Here is a 16807-nt window from a genome sequence, read left to right on the forward strand (position 1 = left end):
AAAACCGTCACTCGACATTTCGCGCCGTCCGCGCTAAATTGCTAACATTGCAAATTTCGCATTCAACCTCGGAGGCAGCATGAAACAATATGGCGCGGAATTCTTCGGTACTTTCTGGCTGGTCCTCGGCGGCTGCGGCAGCGCCGTGCTGGCGGCGGCCTTTCCCGGCGTCGGCATCGGCCTGCTCGGCGTCTCGCTGGCCTTCGGCCTGACGGTGCTGACCATGGCCTACGCCATCGGCCACATCTCGGGCTGCCACCTGAACCCGGCGGTATCGGTCGGCCTGTGGGCCGGCGGCCGCTTCCCCGCCAACCAGCTGCTGCCCTACATCGTCGCGCAGGTGCTGGGCGCCATCGTCGCCGGCGGCGTGCTGTACCTGATCGCCAGCGGCAAGGCCGGCTTCGACGTCGGCGCCGGCTTCGCCTCCAACGGCTACGGCGCGCACTCGCCGGGCGGCTACTCGCTGACCGCCGCGCTGGTGGCGGAAGTGGTGATGACCATGATGTTCCTGCTGGTGATCCTGGGCGCCACCGACGCCCGCGCGCCGAAGGGCTTCGCGCCGCTGCCGATCGGCTTCGCGCTGACGCTGATCCACCTGATCACCATCCCGGTCACCAACACCTCGGTCAACCCGGCGCGCAGCACCGGCGTCGCGCTGTATGTGGGCGACTGGGCGCTCGGCCAGCTGTGGCTGTTCTGGGTCGCGCCCATCGTCGGCGCGCTGCTGGGCGCGGCGATCTACCGCTTCATCGGCAAGGCCGACCCCGTCTAAGCGAGCAGCTTCCTGGCCGGCCCGCGCGCCGGCAGCGCGGGCCGCCGCTGCGCTGGATGCGCGGCGTCGCCCAGCTTGAAGATGCTGACGGCGTCGGCCAGCTTGGCGGCCTGCTCCTGCATCGCATCGGCCGCCGCCGCCGCCTGTTCCACCAGCGCGGCGTTCTGCTGCGTCACATGGTCCATCTGCGTGATCGACATATTGATCTGCTCGATGCCGGTGGTCTGTTCGCTGCTGGCACTGCTGATCTCGGCCATGATGGCGGTCACGCGCTGGATGCTGACCACCACTTCCTCCATCGTGCCGCCGGCCTGGCCCACCAGCCGCGTGCCGGCCGCCACCTTGCCGACCGAATCGTCGATCAGCGCCTTGATTTCCTTGGCCGCGCTGGCCGAGCGCTGCGCCAGGCTGCGCACCTCCGACGCCACCACCGCGAAGCCGCGCCCCTGCTCGCCGGCGCGCGCCGCCTCCACCGCCGCGTTCAGCGCCAGGATGTTGGTCTGGAACGCGATGCCGTCGATGACGCCGATGATGTCGACGATCTTCTTCGACGATTGGTCGATCGAGGCCATGGTCTGCACCACGTCCGACACTTCGGCGCCGCCGCGCTGCGCCACCGCCGAGGCGTTCGCCGCCAGCTGGTTGGCCTGGCGCGCATTCTCGGCGTTCTGCTTGACGGTGCTGGTCAGCTGCTCCATCGACGACGCGGTTTCCTCCAGCGAGCTGGCCTGCTGCTCGGTGCGCGAAGACAGGTCGAGATTGCCCGCCGCGATCTGCGACGAGGCGGTGGCGATGGTGTCGGTGCCCGCGCGCACATCGCTGACGATGCTCACCAGTCCGCTCGACATGCGGTGCAGCGCGAACAGCAGCTTGCCCGGCTCATCCTTGCTGTAGCCGTCGGCGCCATGGACGCTGTGATCGACCAGGTCGCCCTCGGCGACGCGCTCGGCCAGCGCCACCGCCTCGTTGATCGGCCGCGTGATGCCGGCCGTCAGCCACCAGGCGAAGGCCACGCCGAACGCCACCACCAGCAGCGCCATCAGCGCCAGCAGGTTGCGGCTGTCGCTGGCCACCGCCTCGATGCGCACGGCGGCGGCGTCGATCTCCTTGCGCTGGTGGTCCAGTATCCGTTGCAGCATGCCTTCATACACCTTGGCCGACGGCAGGTACACCTGCTCCAGCAGGCGCGTGGCTTCGGCCGCGTCGCCGGCCGCCTTGGCCTTCATCAGGCCGTCGCGCGAGCCGACGTAGACCTTGCGCGTTTCCACCAGCTCCGCCATCAGCGCCTTGTCCTGGTCGGTGGACAGGTCCTCGATCTGCTTGATCAAGCCCTGGGAAAAGGCGGTGGCGGTCTTGGCCTCCTCGGCGAAGAAGGTGGCCAGCGCCGGGTCGGCGCTCTTGGCCACGGCGGTGGTGCGGCGTATGCCGGCATACACCATCCGGTACCAGTCCGAGATCAGGCGCTCCTTCGCCAGCGGCAAGGCCATCATGCTGCGGGTCGATTCGGCCACGCCCTGCAGGCGGTAGATGCCGAGGCCGGTGTTAAGGATGAGGATGGCGAGGATGACGGCGAAGCCGAGGGACAAACGCCTGCCGATGCTGAGATCACTAATCTTCATGAGGGTCTCCGGTCTGGGAATTGTTTAACCATAGTAACGCCAGCGACCGCCCGCTTCAACTTGTTTAAGATTGAAATATATTTTGCTTTTCATTCTAATCTGCAACAAATATCGCATCAGTGCATGAGAAAACGTTTACACTTCGGTTTCATTTGTACGGCCATTTTCATACCGGGATTTAAAATACAACATTGCCGGTTTGGCCAGCCGCACCACCGAAGACCATCGTCATGACCCACGCATTCCTAGAACACAGAGCAAAATACCGGGACGTCGTCGCCCAGCGCTACGGCGTCACCCCCGAGATGTACGACGAGGCGACGCGCCTGCTGGCGCCGCTGGCCGTGCCCTTCAGCATGCGCAAGGGCGAATACCTGCAGCGCATCGGCACCCCGGCCCAGCACGTGTACTGGCTGTCGAGCGGCGTCGCCCGCACCGGCTTCATCACCGAGAGCGGCAATGAAGTCACGCTGCACTTCCTGATGGATGGCGAACCGGCGGCCGCGCACGACGACCTGTTGCGCTCGCGCGAAGACAAGCCCGCGGTCAATTTCGTGGTGGCGGAGACGGCGATCCACGGCTACCGCCTGGACTGGGCCGATGTCAGCGAGCTGTACAGCCAGCATACGCAGCTGCGCGACTACTACCTGCGCGCGGCCGAGCGCAGCATCATCGACCAGAGCCGCCGCATGTATTTGACGGCCTCGCCGGCGCAGGGACGGCTGACCGCCTTCCGCCGCGAGTATCCGGGGCTGGAGCAGCGCATCTCGCAGAAGGTGGTGGCGTCCTTCCTCGGCATCACGCCGCAATACATGTCGCAGCTGCTGCGCCACGACGGCGGCACCTCGAAATAAAAAAAGCGCCCCGTGGGGCGCTTTTTTTATTTCCGCTGTGATTACTTCTTGACGCTGGTGATCTTGTTGTTGCCGTCGACGAACACGAGCTTGGGCCGGTAGTCGGCGATCTGCGCCTCGGTCATCGGCGCGTAGGTGCAGATGATCAGCAGGTCGCCCAGCTGCGCCTTGCGGGCCGCCGCGCCGTTCAGCGAAATCTCGCCGGTGCCGCGCAGGCCCGGAATCGCGTAGGTGGCGAAACGCTCGCCGTTGTTCACGTTGTACAGCTCGATCTGCTCGTTCGGCCAGATATCGGCCGCTTCCAGCAGGTCCAGGTCGATACCGCAGGACCCCTCGTAATTCAGATCCGCCTGCGTCACCGTCACCCGGTGCAGCTTGGCGCGCAGCATAACTCGTTGCATAGACATCTTGTTCATCCCTCGATAGTAATCATTCAAGCTTGGCATCCTGGTCACTGCCGGGCAGCGACGCGAGGCCGCCATCCTACCATTAGCCGGGCCCGAGGGCGTAGATCTCTGATGCGGCGGGCTAGCCGCCGGTCACCTTCTCCCAGCCCGCTTTGACGGCGGCCTTGAACTTGTCCCAGCTCGATTGCGGATAGCTGGACTGCCACGCCGACCGCAGTTCCGGCTCGGCCTCGTCCCACGGCTTGTCGCGGTAGCCGGGGTTGCCCGCCATCGACTCGCCGTAGCGGTAGGCCGGGTCGAACTCCTGGTAGGTGCCGCCGGTGTAGGACAGGGTTTTTTCCCAGTGCGAGCGGAAATACGCGACGTCGGCGTCATCGTCGTCGCCGCGCAGGATCCGCAGGCTGTCCTGGTTCGGGCCGGGATCGCGCGGATAGATGCGCATGCCGCTGCGCTGCACCGTGCTCTGCTCCGAGATCGGCGTGGTGACCTCGGCGATGGACGGCGCCACCGCGTCGCCGCGCTGCATCGAGCCCGGCGTCAGCTTGCCCTGTTCGGAGCGGGCGAAATCCACCGCTTCCTCGCGGTGGCGGATGCCGTGCTGCTCGGGTGCGCTTTGCAGCGCCCCCGGGCCGGCCTGCGGCGCGCCGGCGCCGCCGTGCAGCACCTCGGCGCCGGTCCAGCCGCTGGCGCGCCACATGGTTTCATGTTCGTCGATATCGATCGGGTTGAATTCCTCGACGATGTCGGCGGCGCGGTCGGCCGCCTCCATGCCGGAGGTCTCCACCGTCAGCACCACGTGGCCGCGGTTGAGCGCCTCGGCATAGACGTGGCGGTCCGCGTGCTCGCGTCCCAGCAGCTGGCTGAACATCTGCTTGATGCTGCCGAGGATGGACTCGTCGTCGTTGATGCGCGGCGTGCCGGCCACGCTGCCGGAATCGCTGACGGTGATGGTGTCGCGGCCATAGCCGCTATGGATCAATTCGTCCTTGGCTCGGTTGGCCTCGGCACGGGTTTCAAATACAGCTGCCAGTGTGTGTGTCATGATGGGCTCCAGGTTAAGACGTATCGGATCGTACGCATGAGATCGACGCCATTCCAGTCTACGACTTAATCCGCGCATCTAGCGCTCGTTTGCCAGATGGAAAGTGCGGCGCCCGCTATAATGGCGGCGTCGCCCACCGCACCGTCCACCCATGCCCAAACGCCTGCACGTTCCGCTGTCCACGCTGCTGACCGCCTTGCTGCCGCTGGCCGCCGCCCAGGGCGCGCCGGCCGAGCTGGTGCTGCTGGCGCCGCTGGAATCGACGATGCCGATGGTCCGCTTCGAGCACGGCGTGCTGGCCGGCGGCATCCTCAAGGACATGGGCGACGCGCTGGCCCAGCGCATGGGCCGCCGCGCCAGCTACCTGAACGCCGGCACCGACGCCGTCCAGCCGCTGCTGACCAGCGGCCGCGCCGACGCCATGTGCCACGTGCTGCCGCTGTGGATCGACGGCGACTACCTGTGGACCGAGCCGCTGTTCCCGGACGCCGAGATGGTGGTCGGCTACGGCAACGCGCCCCACCTGCATTCGCTCAAGGACCTGCGGGACAAGCGCGTCGGCACCGTGGCCGGCTACCGCTATCCGCGCGTCGAGCAGGTGCTGGGCAAGCGCTTCGCCCGCGTCGACGCCCCCAGCATGGAGCACAACCTGCAGTCGGTGGTCAAGGGCGCGGTGCCCTACACCATCATCAGCGAAGCCACGCTGGCCTACCTGAAGCGCTCCGACGCCAGCCTGCCGCTGCGGCCCGAGCTGGTGTTCGCCGCCTTCAAGACCCAGTGCGCGGTGTCCCGCAACAGCAAGGTGCCGTTCGCCGACGTCACGCGCGCGCTGGACGCCATGCTCAAGGACGGCAGCATCGACCAGATCCTGGCGCGCTACCGCTAGCGACTCCCATGTAGCACGTTCGCGCTACATACAAATCCCCTTGGATGTTGTCTAATACGCAGTATTGCCGTGAGGAATCTCCTTTCTGCGCCCATCCCCCAATAAGGCAGTCTCATGAATCTCGACATTACGCTCAGCGACAGCGCGCTGAAAACCGGCGACCTAGCGACCGTGACCTTCAGCTTCTCGGAAGCGGTCGCCGGCTTCGGGCTGGAGGACATGATGGCCGACAACGCCACGCTGGGCAATCTGGCCACCAGCGACAACCTCACCTGGACCGCCACGCTGACGCCGAACGCCGCCGTCACCGCCCACAGCAACGTCGTGACGGTGGATTACGCGGGCTTCACCGACCTCGCCGGCAATGCCGGCAGCTCGATGGCGCAATCGAACAACTACGAAATCGACAATGTGCCGCCGACCGTCTCCATCGCCCTGGACCGCGGCACGCTGAACGCCAACCAGACCGCCACCGCGACCTTCACCTTCTCGGAAGCGGTCACCGGCTTCACCGCCAGCGACGTGACCGCGCAAAACGGCGCGCTGAGCAACCTGGCCACGGCCGACGACGGCGTCACCTGGACCGCGACCTATACGCCGAACAACGTGCGCGACACCAGCAACGTGCTGACCTTGACCAGCGGCAGCGTCAGCGACGCCGCCGGCAACCTCAACGCCGGCGCCACCAGTTCGGCCAACTTCATCGTCGACGCGGTCCGCCCCACCGCCAGCGTGGTGGTGGACAATATTTTCATCTGCACGGTGCCGGGCTACACCGATTCGCTGGTGACGATCACCTTCTCCGAAGCCGTGAGCGGCCTCGGCATCGAGGACCTGGCCACCCCCAACGGCACGCTGAGCAACCTCGCCACCAGCGACAACATCACCTGGACCGCGACGCTGACGCCGATCGCCGGCCGGACCGACAGCAGCAACGTCATCACGCTGGACAAGAGCGGCGTCACCAACGCGGCCGGCAGCGCCGGCGCCGGCGTCGCCACCTCCAACAACTACGAAGTCGATGTCGTCACGCCGACCGCGACCGTCGAGGTCGACAACACCAATCTCCGCATCGGCGGCAGCGCCCAGGTCAAGATGACGTTTTCGGAACCCATCGTCTTCGCCGACATCAATCACGCCCTGAGCGCCGACAACGGCACGATCAGCAATTTCACCAACAACGACGGCGGCATCACCTGGTACGCCACGCTCACGCCGACGGCGGGCGTCACCAGCGCCACCAACAAGGTCGTGCTGAACCTGGCCGACCTGATGGACTTTTCCAGCAATTCCGGCGTCGGCTACATCGAGTCGAACAACTACGCCGTCGACACCGTGGCGCCGACCGCCACCGTGGTGCTGGGCAGCAGCGCGCTGCTGGCCGGCCAGAGCACCACCGTGACCATCACCTTCTCCGAGGCGGTGGGCGGCTTCGACAACACCGACCTGAACGTCGACAACGGCACGCTGTCCAACGTCGCCACCGGCGACGGCGGCGTCACCTGGACCGCGACCTACACGCCGGCCGCCGACATCGCCAACGCCACCAACGCCGTCGCGCTGGCCGCGTCCAGCTACACCGATACGGCCGGCAACACCGGCGGCGGCGCCGCGTCCGCCAACTACACGGTGCAGACCGTGCGCCCGGCCGCCACCATCGTCGTCGCCGACACCGTGCTGAAGGCCGGCGAGGCCAGCACCGTGACCATCACCTTCTCGGAAGCGGTCAGCGGCTTCGGCAGCGAAGACCTGACGGCGACCGGCGGCACGCTGAGCAACCTCACCACCAGCGACAACATCACCTGGACCGCGACGCTGACAGCGGACGCCAGCGTCACCGACAGCAGCAACCTGGTCACGCTGGACAACACCGGCCTCGCCAATGCGGCCGGCAATGCCGGCAGCGGCACGACCGACTCCAACAACTACGCGGTGGACACGGTGGCGCCAACGGTGGCCGTCACGCTGGCCGACAATACGCTGACCAGCGGCCAGAGCTCGCTGGTGACGTTCGCGTTCTCCGAGGCCGTCTCCGGCTTCGACAACGCCGACATCACCGTCGCCGGCGGCACGCTGTCGGCCGTCGCCACCTCCGATGGCGGCGTCACCTGGACCGCCACCTTCACCGCCGCCAGCACCGTCAACAGCGCCAGCGTGGTCGTCACCGTCGTCAAGGCCGGCATTACGGACACGGCCGGCAACGCCGGCGCCGGCAGCACGTCCAACAGCACCACGCCGCTGCCGGACGACACGCCGCCCGGCAGCGTCACCACCATCGATGGCGTCCAGGTCCAGACCCAGGTCGTGCGCGACCCGGTGACCGGGCTGGACAACGTCGTGGTCAACGTGCCGCTGATCACCGCCGTCAGCGACGGCCCGCATTCGGCCCACCCCGGCCTGGCCGACATCCCGCTGACCGTGGGCGCCGGCGCCGGCGCGGTCGACCTGCTGGTCAGCCTGCCGGTCGGTACCGGCATCCAGAGCAGCGGCGCCAACCTGCTGCTCAACGACACCCAGGCGCGGCAAGACCTGCTGCAGCGCATACACAGCACGGGCTCGCCGGATAGCGGCGCCATGAGCACGGCCGCCCAGGGCTTCCTGGACGCGCTGGCCGACGGCACGCCGGTGGCGGTCAAGACGCTGGTGCTGACGATCGCGCCGGGCGCCACGCCGGGCCAGCCCATCATCATCAGCGGCGGCGCGGCCGGCGGCAGCGTGGTCGGCCTGATCATCGACGCCACCCAGCTGCCGGCCGGCACCGTCATCCAGCTCGACAACGTCGACTTCGCGGCGGTGACCGGTCCGGTCACGCTGCGCGGCGGCCTGGGCCAGAACGTGGTGGTCGGCGACAACAGCGCCCAGAACATCCTGCTGGGCCCGGACGACGACGTGCTGTTCGGTGGCGGTGGCAACGACATCGTCGGCAGCGCCGGCGGCAACGACCGCATCGACGGCGGCACCGGCAACGACATCGTGTTCGGCGGTATCGGCAACGACACGCTCGCCGGTGGCGCCGGCGACGACGTGGTGCAGGGCGGGCGCAGCGACGCCGGCCAATGGACCTTCTACCTCAACGCGCAAGGCCAGGTCGGCGCGCAGCACCAGACGCTGCTGGCCGACGCCAAGGCCACCGAAGCGCTGGCATCCGCCGAGTTGGACCACAGCGTGGCGGCGCTGGCCTTCACCGGCGCCAGCGCCGCCATGCTGCAAGGGCTGGCCACGCTGTACGCCGCCGCGTTCGGCCGCACTGCCGATCTGGGCGGCGTGAACTTCTGGCTGCAGTCCGGCGCCTCGCTGGCCAAGGTGGCGCACGGCTTCGCCACCTCCGCTGAATTCACGAAAGGCGCCGGCGCCCTGGGCAACGCCGGCCTGGTGCACGCGCTGTACGACAACGCACTGGGCACGGCCGGCGCCGCCGCCGCCGCCGCCGAGCAGACGGCATGGATCGCCAAGCTGGACGCGGCCGGCGATCCAGCCGCCGCCCGCGCCGAGCTGCTGCTGTCGCTGTCGCAAGACAGCGCCACCGCCGCGCACTGGACCACCGCCAACGGCATCGTCATCACCGGCACCACGCTGGCGACTGAACAGGGCTGGATCGGCGGCAGCGGCAACGACGTGCTGGAAGGCGGCGCCGGCAACGACCGCCTGGTCGGCGGCGACGGCATCGACACCGTGGTCTATGCCGGCAAATTGGCCGACTACCGCATCGTGCTGGACGCGCAAGGCGAGATCACCATCCACGAAGCCAGGACCGGCGGCGACATCGACACCCTGGTGTCGATCGAGAAAGGCCAGTTCGGCGACGGTACGGTGGACCTGGGCTTCACCCAAAGCGGGGGCGCCAGCCTGCAGCAGATCGGCATGTTGTACCAGACGGTGCTGGACCGGGCGGCGGACCTGGGCGGCATGGTGTTCTGGAACGCGCACAACATGGGCGCGGCCGCGCTGGCGCAGCAGTTCGTCGGCTCGAGGGAATTCCAGGCCCGCTTCGGCGCGCTGGACAACGCCGCCTTTGCCACGCTGATGGAGACCAACGCGCTGAACCACGCGCCGGACGCCGCCAGCGTGCAGTCATGGACCGCCTACCTCGACACGCACAGCCGCGCCGAGATGGTGACGGCATTGATCGGCAGCCCGGACGTCGTCGCCGCGCAGTTCGCCGGCACCGGACTGGTGCTGGTCTAGGCCAGGGTGTCGGCCCAGATGTTGCGGGCCCAGTTCATCGCGTACTCGCCTTCGAGCGCGCTGGGCCCGGCCGACACGCCGCCGGAACCCGACACCACCAGCAGCGTTTTCTTGTCGGCGTCGTAGGCGTGCACCGAGGCGACGTGGATCACATCGGTGTCGGAGACGAAGCTGTAGCAGGTGTTGGTCAGCATCGGATGCGGATCCGGCGCGCGGCCGTTCAGCAGGTCCACCACGGCCGCCGCGCACACCTTGGCGTGCTGGTTGGCCATGTGGGCCGACTTGGGCATCAGCGGCGCCACCGCGATCGCATCGCCCAGCACGTGGATGTTCTTCGCCTGGGTCGATTCGAAACTGAGGAAATCCACCGCGCACCAGCGCGCGTTGGCGTTGGCCAGGCCGCTCCGCACGGCGATGGCGCCGGCGCGCTGCGGCGGGATCACGTTCAGCACATCGGCCTTTACCTGGTCGCCCAGCTCGGAGACGGCGGTGCGCGATGCCGCGTCGATGTCGGCGGCGCGGAACGACGGACGGTATTCGATGATGCCGCCGTAGCGCTCCTTCCATACCTTCTTGAACAACGGCCCCTTGGAGACCACGTCGTCGTTGGCGTCCAGGATCAGCACCTTGGATTTCGGCTTGTGGCGGCTGAAGTAGAAGGCGACCTGCGATGCGCGTTCATACGGTCCCGGAGGGCAGCGGTAGGGCGCGGGCGGAATCGTCATCGCGTATACGCCGCCGTCCGGCATGGCCTCCAGCTGCGCGCGCAGGGCGACGGTTTGCGCACCGGCCTTCCACGCATGCAGTACGGTGTCCTGCGCGCCGGCCTTCAGCATGCCGGGCAGCTGGTCCCACATGAAGTCCACGCCCGGCGAGACGATCAGGCGGTCGTATGACAGCGTCTGGCCGCCGGCCAGCGCCAGCGTGCGTTTGCCTGTGTCGATGGCAGTGACGGTATCGCGCACCAGGCGTACGCCATGTCTGGCGGCCAGCGCATCGAGGGACATGGTCAGGTCGCCGATGCGGCGCGAGCCGCCCAGCACCAGGTTCGACAGCGGGCAGGAAATGAAGGCGGCGTTCGGCTCGACCAGCGTGACGTCGATGGCGCCCGCGCTCCAGAGGCGCACGTAGCGCGCGGCGGTGGCGCCGCCGTAGCCGCCGCCGATCACCACCACTTGCGGCTTGGCGGCGCCGGGGATGCTTGCGCAGCCGACGGTGGAGGCCAGCAGGGCGCCTTGCAGGAATTGACGGCGTTTCATGGCGGTCTCCTATTTTTTCTGGACGGCGAACCAGGCCGCCAGCTGTTCGATCTGTTCGTCGGTGTAGCCTTTGGCGATCTGCGTCATGATGGTCGCCTGGCGCTTGCCGGCCTTGAAGTCGCGCAGCGCGGCGGCCAGCGCCTGCCGCGGCTGGCCAGCCAGCGACGGCAGCGTGTTGCCTTGGGTGGCGCCGTTGGTGCCATGGCAGGCGGCGCAGGTGGCGGCAAGCCGCGCGGCCGGCGGAATGGCCGCGCCCTCGGCCCGCGCCGCGCCGCCGACGGCAAGCGCCATCGCAATCAAGATTGTCTTCGACAGCATCGATACCTCCTGGATTTCCTGGTTATGGCCGCACACCCGGCGACTCCATCTTCATGCCCTTGTCGCGCGCGGCCAGCCACGCCTCAAGGTCCACCAGCTCTTGCGCGCCGAGCGGCGGTACCTCGGCGCGCACGCCGCTCATGCAGTTGCGCAGCCGCCGTTGCAGCGATCCCATCGCCTGCCACTCCAGCCGGTAGATCGGATACGCCGCCGCATGTCCCTGCGGAATCGTGCTGCCGGCCAGGCGCTTGCCCCACTGCTGGTCGTGGCACTGCGCGCACGACAGGTTCAACTGTCCGATGCGCTGGAAATACATCCGCTTGCCGCGCGCCGCGGCGGCTTTGGTTGCCGCGTCCTGCGGCGGCGCGACCGGCATGCCGCGCGACTGCAGCGCCACGTAAGCCTCCAGCCCAAGCAGCTCCTCGCTCTCAGGCTTCAAGGCCGGCGCCTGCTGCTTGCGTTCGCGGCAGAGGTTAATCCGCTGCGCCAGGTTGACGGTCATCTTGCTGGCGGCATCCAATGCCGGAAAGCGCGCGGCCACGCCGCGCATGCTCTTGGCCGCATCGCCATGGCAGCTGGCGCACGACTTCCCGCTCTTGCCCGCCGCCGCATTCCACTGCGCTTCGCCGCCGCTGATCCACAGCATGCCGGGATTGAGCGTGTCGTCGCGCTGCATCGCCTGCGTCGAGGCGCTCATGAATTCACTGCCGGAGCGGCGCTCATCGGCCACGGCGGCCGCGCATACCAGCATCAATAAGGCGGCGCGTCTCATGGCGCGCTCACCGCCAGCTGCATCCTCTCGGTCTGCGCAAAACCGTTGTCGCCTTCCCACGTGAATTCCAGCGTGCCGCTCTCGGTCGCGATGGTGAAGAAGCCGATATAGGGATTGGCGGATATCGCCTGGTGCAGCTCGGCGCCGAAGACCTGTTCGCCGTTGTACCTGCAAACAAAATGACGGATGATGTCGCGCGGGACGATGCGGCCATCGGCGCCCGGCCGGTAGCCGGTCTCCATCGGATGGCCGATCAGCGCGCGGATCTCGATCACCTCGCCGCGCTTCGCGCTTGCCGGCATGTGTATCAGCGCGCGCGCCATCAGGGAGCCTCGCCTTCGATGCAGGCCGCCAGCGTGACGATCACGTCCACCGACTTGGACCAATAGCTGCCGTCGTCCATGCGGGCGATCGCGACCAGCCGCTGCGAGGTGGCCAGCCGGATGCGCGTCGATACTTCGGCCTTGCCGGCGCGCGGGCCGAGCGTGAACACCGCGACATCGGTGTGCGGATTTTTCTCGTTGAAGATGGCGATCGCCGCGACGTGTCCGGCGCCGGTGTCGACGGCCACCGTCACCGGCACGGCGTTGCCGTTGTCGATCAGCTGGGCGATATCGAAACCGACCTTGCCTTCCTGCGGCGCGGCGCCGCCGGTAAAGGCCTTGATGGCGGCCGCCATCTCCTCCGGCGTGGCGGAGGCCGGACGCACCAGCGCCAGCATGGCCAGCCCGGCGCCGGCGGCCAGCACGTCGCGGCGCTTCATGGCGTATCCCCGGTCAGCGTTTGCAGCCAGGCCACCACATCCTCGATCTGCTGCGCGCTGAGGATGGTCTTGCCCTGGTGGGCGGCGGCGACGCGGTTCAGTCCTTCGGTCTTGTAATAGGACGGCATGATGGTGTCCGGGTTGAACTGGCTGGCATCGACGATGCGCGCCCGCAGCTGCGCCGCGTTCCAGCGCCGGCCCGCACCCTGCAGGTCCGGCGCCAGGTTGCCCTGGAAACGCTCCTCGGGTATCGGACCGGTGTGGCACAGCAGGCACAGGCCGACCTGGCGATTGGCGACGATGGCGCGGCCGCGCGCCGGATCGCCGGCCGCCGTGCCGGGCAGCGGCGCTGGCAGCGACAACGCCGACATCAGCAACGCCGCCGCGCCCAGCATGCTAGGCCTTCTTCAAGCTATGGTTCTTCAGCGGCAGGTCGCGGATACGCTTGCCGGTGGCGGCAAAGATCGCGTTCAGCACCGCCGGAGCGGCAACCGCGATCGTCGGCTCGCCCACGCCGCCCCAGAACCCGCCCGACGGCATGATGATGGACTCGACCTTCGGCATCTCGTCCAGCTTCATCACCTGGTAGGTGTCGAAGTTCTGCTGCTCCATCTGGCCATCCTTCAGCGTGCACTCGCCGTACAGCGCGGCGGACAGGCCGTAGACGAACGAGCCCTCGACCTGCGCCTCGATCTGCTGCGGGTTGACCGCGTAGCCGGGATCGGTCGCCGCGACGATGCGCAGGATCTTCACCTTGCCGGTCTTGCTGTCGACCGAGACCTCGGCGCAGGCGGCCACGTAGCTGCCGAAGCCCATGGTCTGCGCCAGGCCGCGATACACGCCCTTCTTGGCGGGCTTGCCCCAGCCGGCTTTCTCGGCCACCGCGTTCAGCACCGCCAGGTGCTTGGGATGGTCGGCCATCAGCTTGCGGCGGAAGGCCAGCGGATCCTGCTTGGTCGCATGCGCCAGCTCGTCCATGAAGCATTCCAGGTAGATCGTATTCTGGTTCAGGTTCACGCCGCGCCAGAAGCCCGCCGGCACCGGCGGATTGCGCATCGCATGGTCCACCAGCAGGTTGGGGAAGCTGTAGCCGATCGACGCTTCCGGCCCCGGCGCGTTCAGGCCCTGGAACACCACCGGGTCCTTGCCGTCCTTGAGCGTCTGCCCCAGCGAAGCCAGGATGGACTGGCCGGCGATGCGCATGTGCAGGCCGGTGACGTTGCCCTTGGCATCCAGGCCGGCGGTCAGCTTGCACTGGGTGATCGGATGGTAGCGGCCGTGCAGCATGTCCTCTTCGCGGGTCCAGATCAGCTTGACCGGCGTGCCAGGCATCTCCCTGGCGATCTTGACCGCCTGCGTCACCCAGTCGTGGGTGGCGCCGCGCCGGCCGAAGCCGCCGCCCAGGTGCATCTTGTAGACGTCGCACTTGGCGGCAGGCAGGCCCGCCGCTTCCGCCGTCGCCGCCAGCGCGGCTTCGCCGTTCTGGGTCGGCGTCCACACCTGGCAGCGCTCCGGCGTCCAGATCACGGTCGCGTTCATGGTCTCCATGGTCGCGTGGTTCAGCCACGGGAAGGAATACACCGCCTCGATCTTGCGCACGGCCGACGAGATGGCCGCCTTGGCGTCGCCATTGGCATTGCCGACCACCGCCTCCGGCGCATCCAGCGCGGCCTTCAGCGTGGCGGCGACGTCCTTGCTCGACAGCTTGGCGTTCGGCCCCTTGTCCCACTCGATGGTCATCGCATCCAGGGCGGACTTGGCGCGCCACCAGGTGTCGGCCACCACCACCACGGCGGTGTCGCCCAGCTTGAACACCTTCTTGACGCCGGGACGCTTCTCGATCGCCGAAGCGTCGAAGCTCTTCACCGTGCCGCCGAAGACCGGACAATCCTTGATCGCCGCGTTCAGCATGCCCGGCATGGTGATGTCCATGCCGTAGATCTGCGCGCCGGTGGTCTTGTCCACCGTATCGAGCCGCGCCAGGCGCTTGCCGGCCAGCTTCCAGTCCTTGGCATCCTTCAGCGCGACATCTGCCGGCGGCGTCAGCTTGGCGGCGGCTTCGGCCACCTTGCCGTAGCTGACGGTGCGGCCGCTCGGCTTGTGCGTGATCACGCTGGCGGCGGCGCCGCATTCCGAGGCCGGCACCTGCCACGCATCGGCTGCGGCCTGCACCAGCATCGTGCGGGCGATGGCGCCGCCCTTGCGGACATATTCATGCGACTCGCGGATGCCGCGGCTGCCGCCGGTGGAGAAGCTGCCCCACGCGCGCTTGCGCGCCAGGTTCTGGCCCGGCGATGGATATTCGGTGACGACCTTGCTCCAGTCGGCATCCAGTTCCTCGGCCACCAGCTGCGCCAGGCCGGTCAGCGTGCCCTGGCCCATCTCGGAGCGGGCGATGCGGATCACGATGGTGTCGTCCGGCTTGACCACCACCCAGGCGTTGACCTCCGGCGTGGCGGTCGATGCGCCCTGCGCTATCGGCTCCTGCGCCTGCGCCTCGTCGAACGGGATATGGAACGCGACCACCAGGCTGCCGGCGATCGCGCTTTTCAGGAAACCACGACGGGAGGTGCTCATGCCTTGCTCCCTTCGATGCGCTGGATCGACAGGCCGGCGGAAGCGGGATCGCCGCCGCGCACCGCCACGTGGATCGCCTTGCGCACCCGGTTATAGGTGCCGCATCGGCAGATGTTGGTCATCGCCGCATCGATGTCGGCGTCGGTACATTTGGGTTTCTCGCGTATCAGCGCGGCGGCGGCCATGATCATGCCGGACTGGCAGAAGCCGCATTGCGGCACGTCCAGCGCGGCCCAGGCTTTCTGGATCGGGTGCGAGCCGTCCTTGGACAGGCCCTCGATGGTGGTGATCTTCTGCGTGGCGGTAACGGCGGCGGCGGGATAGACGCAGCTGCGGACAGGCTGGCCGTCGATATGCACGGTGCAGGCGCCGCATTGCGCCATGCCGCAACCGAACTTGGTCCCGGTCAGTCCCAGCTGTTCGCGTATGACCCAGAGCAGCGGCGTGTCCTCCTCCGCCTCATATTCCCTTGCGACGCCGTTGACGTTGAGCTTAGCCATGCAGATCTCCTGAATTTACTGGTTGCCGGAATTGACCGCTGGTCATACTACACCCGCTACTGAAACTTTGCATTACGGATTGTTTCTGGCATTTTGACTTGGATCAAAGTTTTTACTGAGCCGCGTCAATAGACTTTCCTCCGTACCCAACGACGACAAAGAGGAAGTGAAATGAGCAAGACCTTAGCAGCATTGATGTTCGCAGCAATCGGTACCGCCAGCACCATCGGCGGCAACGCCATGGCGCAAGAGGCGCCGTGGCTGGTGCGCGTGCGCGCGGTCCACCTGGACACGGCCGGCAAATCCGATCCGGTCGGCGGCGTCGGCGCCTCGGACCGCCTGACCGTCAGCAGCAAGACCATCCCCGAATTCGACGTCTCCTACTTCTTCACGCCCAACCTGGCGGCGGAGCTGGTGCTGACCTATCCGCAAAAGCATGACGTCGCGCTCGACGGCCAAAAGATCGGGACCTTCAAGCATCTGCCGCCGACGCTGCTGCTGCAGTATCACTTCGTGCCCGACGCGCCGCTCAAGCCCTACGTCGGCGCGGGCGTGAACTACACCACCATGTCCAAGGTGAACCTGCTCGGCGGCGCCGCCAGCCTGGAACACGACAGCGTCGGCCTGGCGCTGCAGGCGGGCGCCGATTACGCCATCGATAAAAAATGGTCGCTCAACTTCGACCTGAAGAAGGTGCGTATCCGCAGCGACGTCTACATCGGCGGCGCCAAGGCCAGCCGCGTCAAGGTCGATCCGCTGATGCTCGGCGTCGGCGTCGGCTACCGCTTCTGACCTGGAAGGTTTGCGCCGCTGATGCCCGCAAGGTTCGGCTGGCGTTGCAGCACCGCGACAA

At 67.4% G+C, this 16807-nt stretch carries 16 protein-coding genes; 5 read left to right on the forward strand and 11 right to left on the reverse strand.

What is annotated here, in order from left to right:
* Positions 1-79 precede the first annotated feature (79 nt).
* Complete coding sequence (gene aqpZ / locus ACEN9F_RS17350) at positions 80-772, forward strand: aquaporin Z (protein WP_413421641.1); 693 nt, start codon at positions 80-82, stop codon at positions 770-772.
* Here aqpZ and ACEN9F_RS17355 read toward each other — a convergent pair.
* Positions 769-2391 (reverse strand): methyl-accepting chemotaxis protein, encoded by a 1623-nt coding sequence (locus ACEN9F_RS17355; RefSeq protein WP_413421643.1) that lies wholly within the window; start codon positions 2389-2391, stop codon positions 769-771. The two genes, aqpZ and ACEN9F_RS17355, sit on opposite strands and share 4 nt — an antisense overlap.
* 230 nt (positions 2392-2621) lie before the next feature.
* Between ACEN9F_RS17355 and ACEN9F_RS17360 the strand changes: the two genes are divergently transcribed.
* Positions 2622-3245 (forward strand): Crp/Fnr family transcriptional regulator, encoded by a 624-nt coding sequence (locus ACEN9F_RS17360; protein WP_413421645.1) that lies wholly within the window; start codon positions 2622-2624, stop codon positions 3243-3245.
* 41 nt (positions 3246-3286) lie between these two features.
* Here the strand turns inward: ACEN9F_RS17360 and panD are convergent, their stop codons facing one another.
* Positions 3287-3646 (reverse strand): aspartate 1-decarboxylase, encoded by a 360-nt coding sequence (panD, locus tag ACEN9F_RS17365; protein WP_413421647.1) that lies wholly within the window; start codon positions 3644-3646, stop codon positions 3287-3289.
* A gap of 127 nt (positions 3647-3773) precedes the next feature.
* Entirely contained in the window at positions 3774-4694 is a 921-nt protein-coding gene (locus ACEN9F_RS17370; protein WP_413421649.1) for a hypothetical protein, read from the reverse strand.
* A 151-nt stretch (positions 4695-4845) separates the two neighbouring features.
* On the opposite strand from ACEN9F_RS17370, the gene ACEN9F_RS17375 reads away from it, so the two are divergent.
* Positions 4846-5580 (forward strand): substrate-binding periplasmic protein, encoded by a 735-nt coding sequence (locus tag ACEN9F_RS17375; protein ID WP_413421651.1) that lies wholly within the window; start codon positions 4846-4848, stop codon positions 5578-5580.
* Positions 5581-5694: 114 nt separating this feature from the next.
* The gene (locus tag ACEN9F_RS17380; protein ID WP_413421653.1) at positions 5695-9765 is read left to right on the forward strand and encodes an Ig-like domain-containing protein; all 4071 of its coding nucleotides are present in this window, start codon (positions 5695-5697) and stop codon (positions 9763-9765) included.
* On the opposite strand, the gene ACEN9F_RS17385 is transcribed toward ACEN9F_RS17380, so the two are convergent.
* The 8 genes from ACEN9F_RS17385 to ACEN9F_RS17420 are packed head-to-tail and all read right to left on the reverse strand — an operon-like array spanning position 9762 to position 15954.
* The gene (locus tag ACEN9F_RS17385) at positions 9762-11024 is read right to left on the reverse strand and encodes an FCSD flavin-binding domain-containing protein (RefSeq protein ID WP_413421655.1); all 1263 of its coding nucleotides are present in this window, start codon (positions 11022-11024) and stop codon (positions 9762-9764) included. The genes ACEN9F_RS17380 and ACEN9F_RS17385 overlap by 4 nt on opposite strands.
* 9 nt (positions 11025-11033) lie before the next feature.
* On the reverse strand, positions 11034-11342 hold the full coding sequence (locus ACEN9F_RS17390) for a c-type cytochrome (protein ID WP_413421657.1): 309 nt from the start codon (positions 11340-11342) through the stop codon (positions 11034-11036).
* 22 nt (positions 11343-11364) lie between these two features.
* Complete coding sequence (gene soxA, locus ACEN9F_RS17395) at positions 11365-12114, reverse strand: sulfur oxidation c-type cytochrome SoxA (protein WP_413421659.1); 750 nt, start codon at positions 12112-12114, stop codon at positions 11365-11367.
* Entirely contained in the window at positions 12111-12437 is a 327-nt protein-coding gene (gene soxZ / locus ACEN9F_RS17400) for a thiosulfate oxidation carrier complex protein SoxZ (protein ID WP_413421661.1), read from the reverse strand. The genes soxA and soxZ overlap by 4 nt, the downstream gene beginning before the upstream one ends.
* On the reverse strand, positions 12437-12877 hold the full coding sequence (locus ACEN9F_RS17405; protein ID WP_413421663.1) for a SoxY-related AACIE arm protein: 441 nt from the start codon (positions 12875-12877) through the stop codon (positions 12437-12439). Before ACEN9F_RS17405 ends, soxZ begins: the two co-directional genes overlap by 1 nt.
* On the reverse strand, positions 12874-13272 hold the full coding sequence (gene soxX, locus ACEN9F_RS17410) for a sulfur oxidation c-type cytochrome SoxX (protein ID WP_413421665.1): 399 nt from the start codon (positions 13270-13272) through the stop codon (positions 12874-12876). Before soxX ends, ACEN9F_RS17405 begins: the two co-directional genes overlap by 4 nt.
* Position 13273: 1 nt before the next feature.
* Positions 13274-15454 carry a molybdopterin cofactor-binding domain-containing protein gene (locus ACEN9F_RS17415; protein ID WP_413421667.1) on the reverse strand — a complete coding sequence of 727 codons (2181 nt, stop codon included), beginning with the start codon at positions 15452-15454 and terminating at the stop codon, positions 13274-13276.
* Positions 15451-15954, reverse strand: a complete 504-nt coding sequence (locus ACEN9F_RS17420) for a (2Fe-2S)-binding protein (RefSeq protein WP_413421669.1) — start codon at positions 15952-15954, stop codon at positions 15451-15453. Before ACEN9F_RS17420 ends, ACEN9F_RS17415 begins: the two co-directional genes overlap by 4 nt.
* 171 nt (positions 15955-16125) lie before the next feature.
* Between ACEN9F_RS17420 and ACEN9F_RS17425 the strand changes: the two genes are divergently transcribed.
* A complete protein-coding gene (locus tag ACEN9F_RS17425) occupies positions 16126-16746 on the forward strand; it encodes an OmpW/AlkL family protein (RefSeq protein ID WP_413421671.1) in 621 nt (206 codons plus the stop codon).
* Positions 16747-16807 lie beyond the last annotated feature (61 nt).

This window comes from Duganella sp. CT11-25 (assembly GCF_047302815.1).
In the GTDB taxonomy this organism is placed as follows: domain Bacteria; phylum Pseudomonadota; class Gammaproteobacteria; order Burkholderiales; family Burkholderiaceae_D; genus Rugamonas.

Excerpts from the sequence above, each read along its gene's own strand:
- ACEN9F_RS17390 (WP_413421657.1), bottom strand. The coding sequence starts at position 11,342 with ATGCTGTCGAAGACAATCTTGATTGCGATGGCGCTTGCCGTCGGCGGC.
- soxZ (WP_413421661.1), bottom strand. The coding sequence starts at position 12,437 with ATGGCGCGCGCGCTGATACACATGCCGGCAAGCGCGAAGCGCGGCGAG.
- ACEN9F_RS17360 (WP_413421645.1), top strand. The coding sequence starts at position 2,622 with ATGACCCACGCATTCCTAGAACACAGAGCAAAATACCGGGACGTCGTC.
- soxA (WP_413421659.1), bottom strand. The coding sequence starts at position 12,114 with ATGAGACGCGCCGCCTTATTGATGCTGGTATGCGCGGCCGCCGTGGCC.
- ACEN9F_RS17425 (WP_413421671.1), top strand. The coding sequence starts at position 16,126 with ATGAGCAAGACCTTAGCAGCATTGATGTTCGCAGCAATCGGTACCGCC.
- ACEN9F_RS17415 (WP_413421667.1), bottom strand. The coding sequence starts at position 15,454 with ATGAGCACCTCCCGTCGTGGTTTCCTGAAAAGCGCGATCGCCGGCAGC.
- panD (WP_413421647.1), bottom strand. The coding sequence starts at position 3,646 with ATGCAACGAGTTATGCTGCGCGCCAAGCTGCACCGGGTGACGGTGACG.
- ACEN9F_RS17370 (WP_413421649.1), bottom strand. The coding sequence starts at position 4,694 with ATGACACACACACTGGCAGCTGTATTTGAAACCCGTGCCGAGGCCAAC.
- ACEN9F_RS17420 (WP_413421669.1), bottom strand. The coding sequence starts at position 15,954 with ATGGCTAAGCTCAACGTCAACGGCGTCGCAAGGGAATATGAGGCGGAG.
- ACEN9F_RS17355 (WP_413421643.1), bottom strand. The coding sequence starts at position 2,391 with ATGAAGATTAGTGATCTCAGCATCGGCAGGCGTTTGTCCCTCGGCTTC.
- ACEN9F_RS17380 (WP_413421653.1), top strand. The coding sequence starts at position 5,695 with ATGAATCTCGACATTACGCTCAGCGACAGCGCGCTGAAAACCGGCGAC.
- ACEN9F_RS17405 (WP_413421663.1), bottom strand. The coding sequence starts at position 12,877 with ATGAAGCGCCGCGACGTGCTGGCCGCCGGCGCCGGGCTGGCCATGCTG.
- ACEN9F_RS17375 (WP_413421651.1), top strand. The coding sequence starts at position 4,846 with ATGCCCAAACGCCTGCACGTTCCGCTGTCCACGCTGCTGACCGCCTTG.
- soxX (WP_413421665.1), bottom strand. The coding sequence starts at position 13,272 with ATGCTGGGCGCGGCGGCGTTGCTGATGTCGGCGTTGTCGCTGCCAGCG.
- ACEN9F_RS17385 (WP_413421655.1), bottom strand. The coding sequence starts at position 11,024 with ATGAAACGCCGTCAATTCCTGCAAGGCGCCCTGCTGGCCTCCACCGTC.
- aqpZ (WP_413421641.1), top strand. The coding sequence starts at position 80 with ATGAAACAATATGGCGCGGAATTCTTCGGTACTTTCTGGCTGGTCCTC.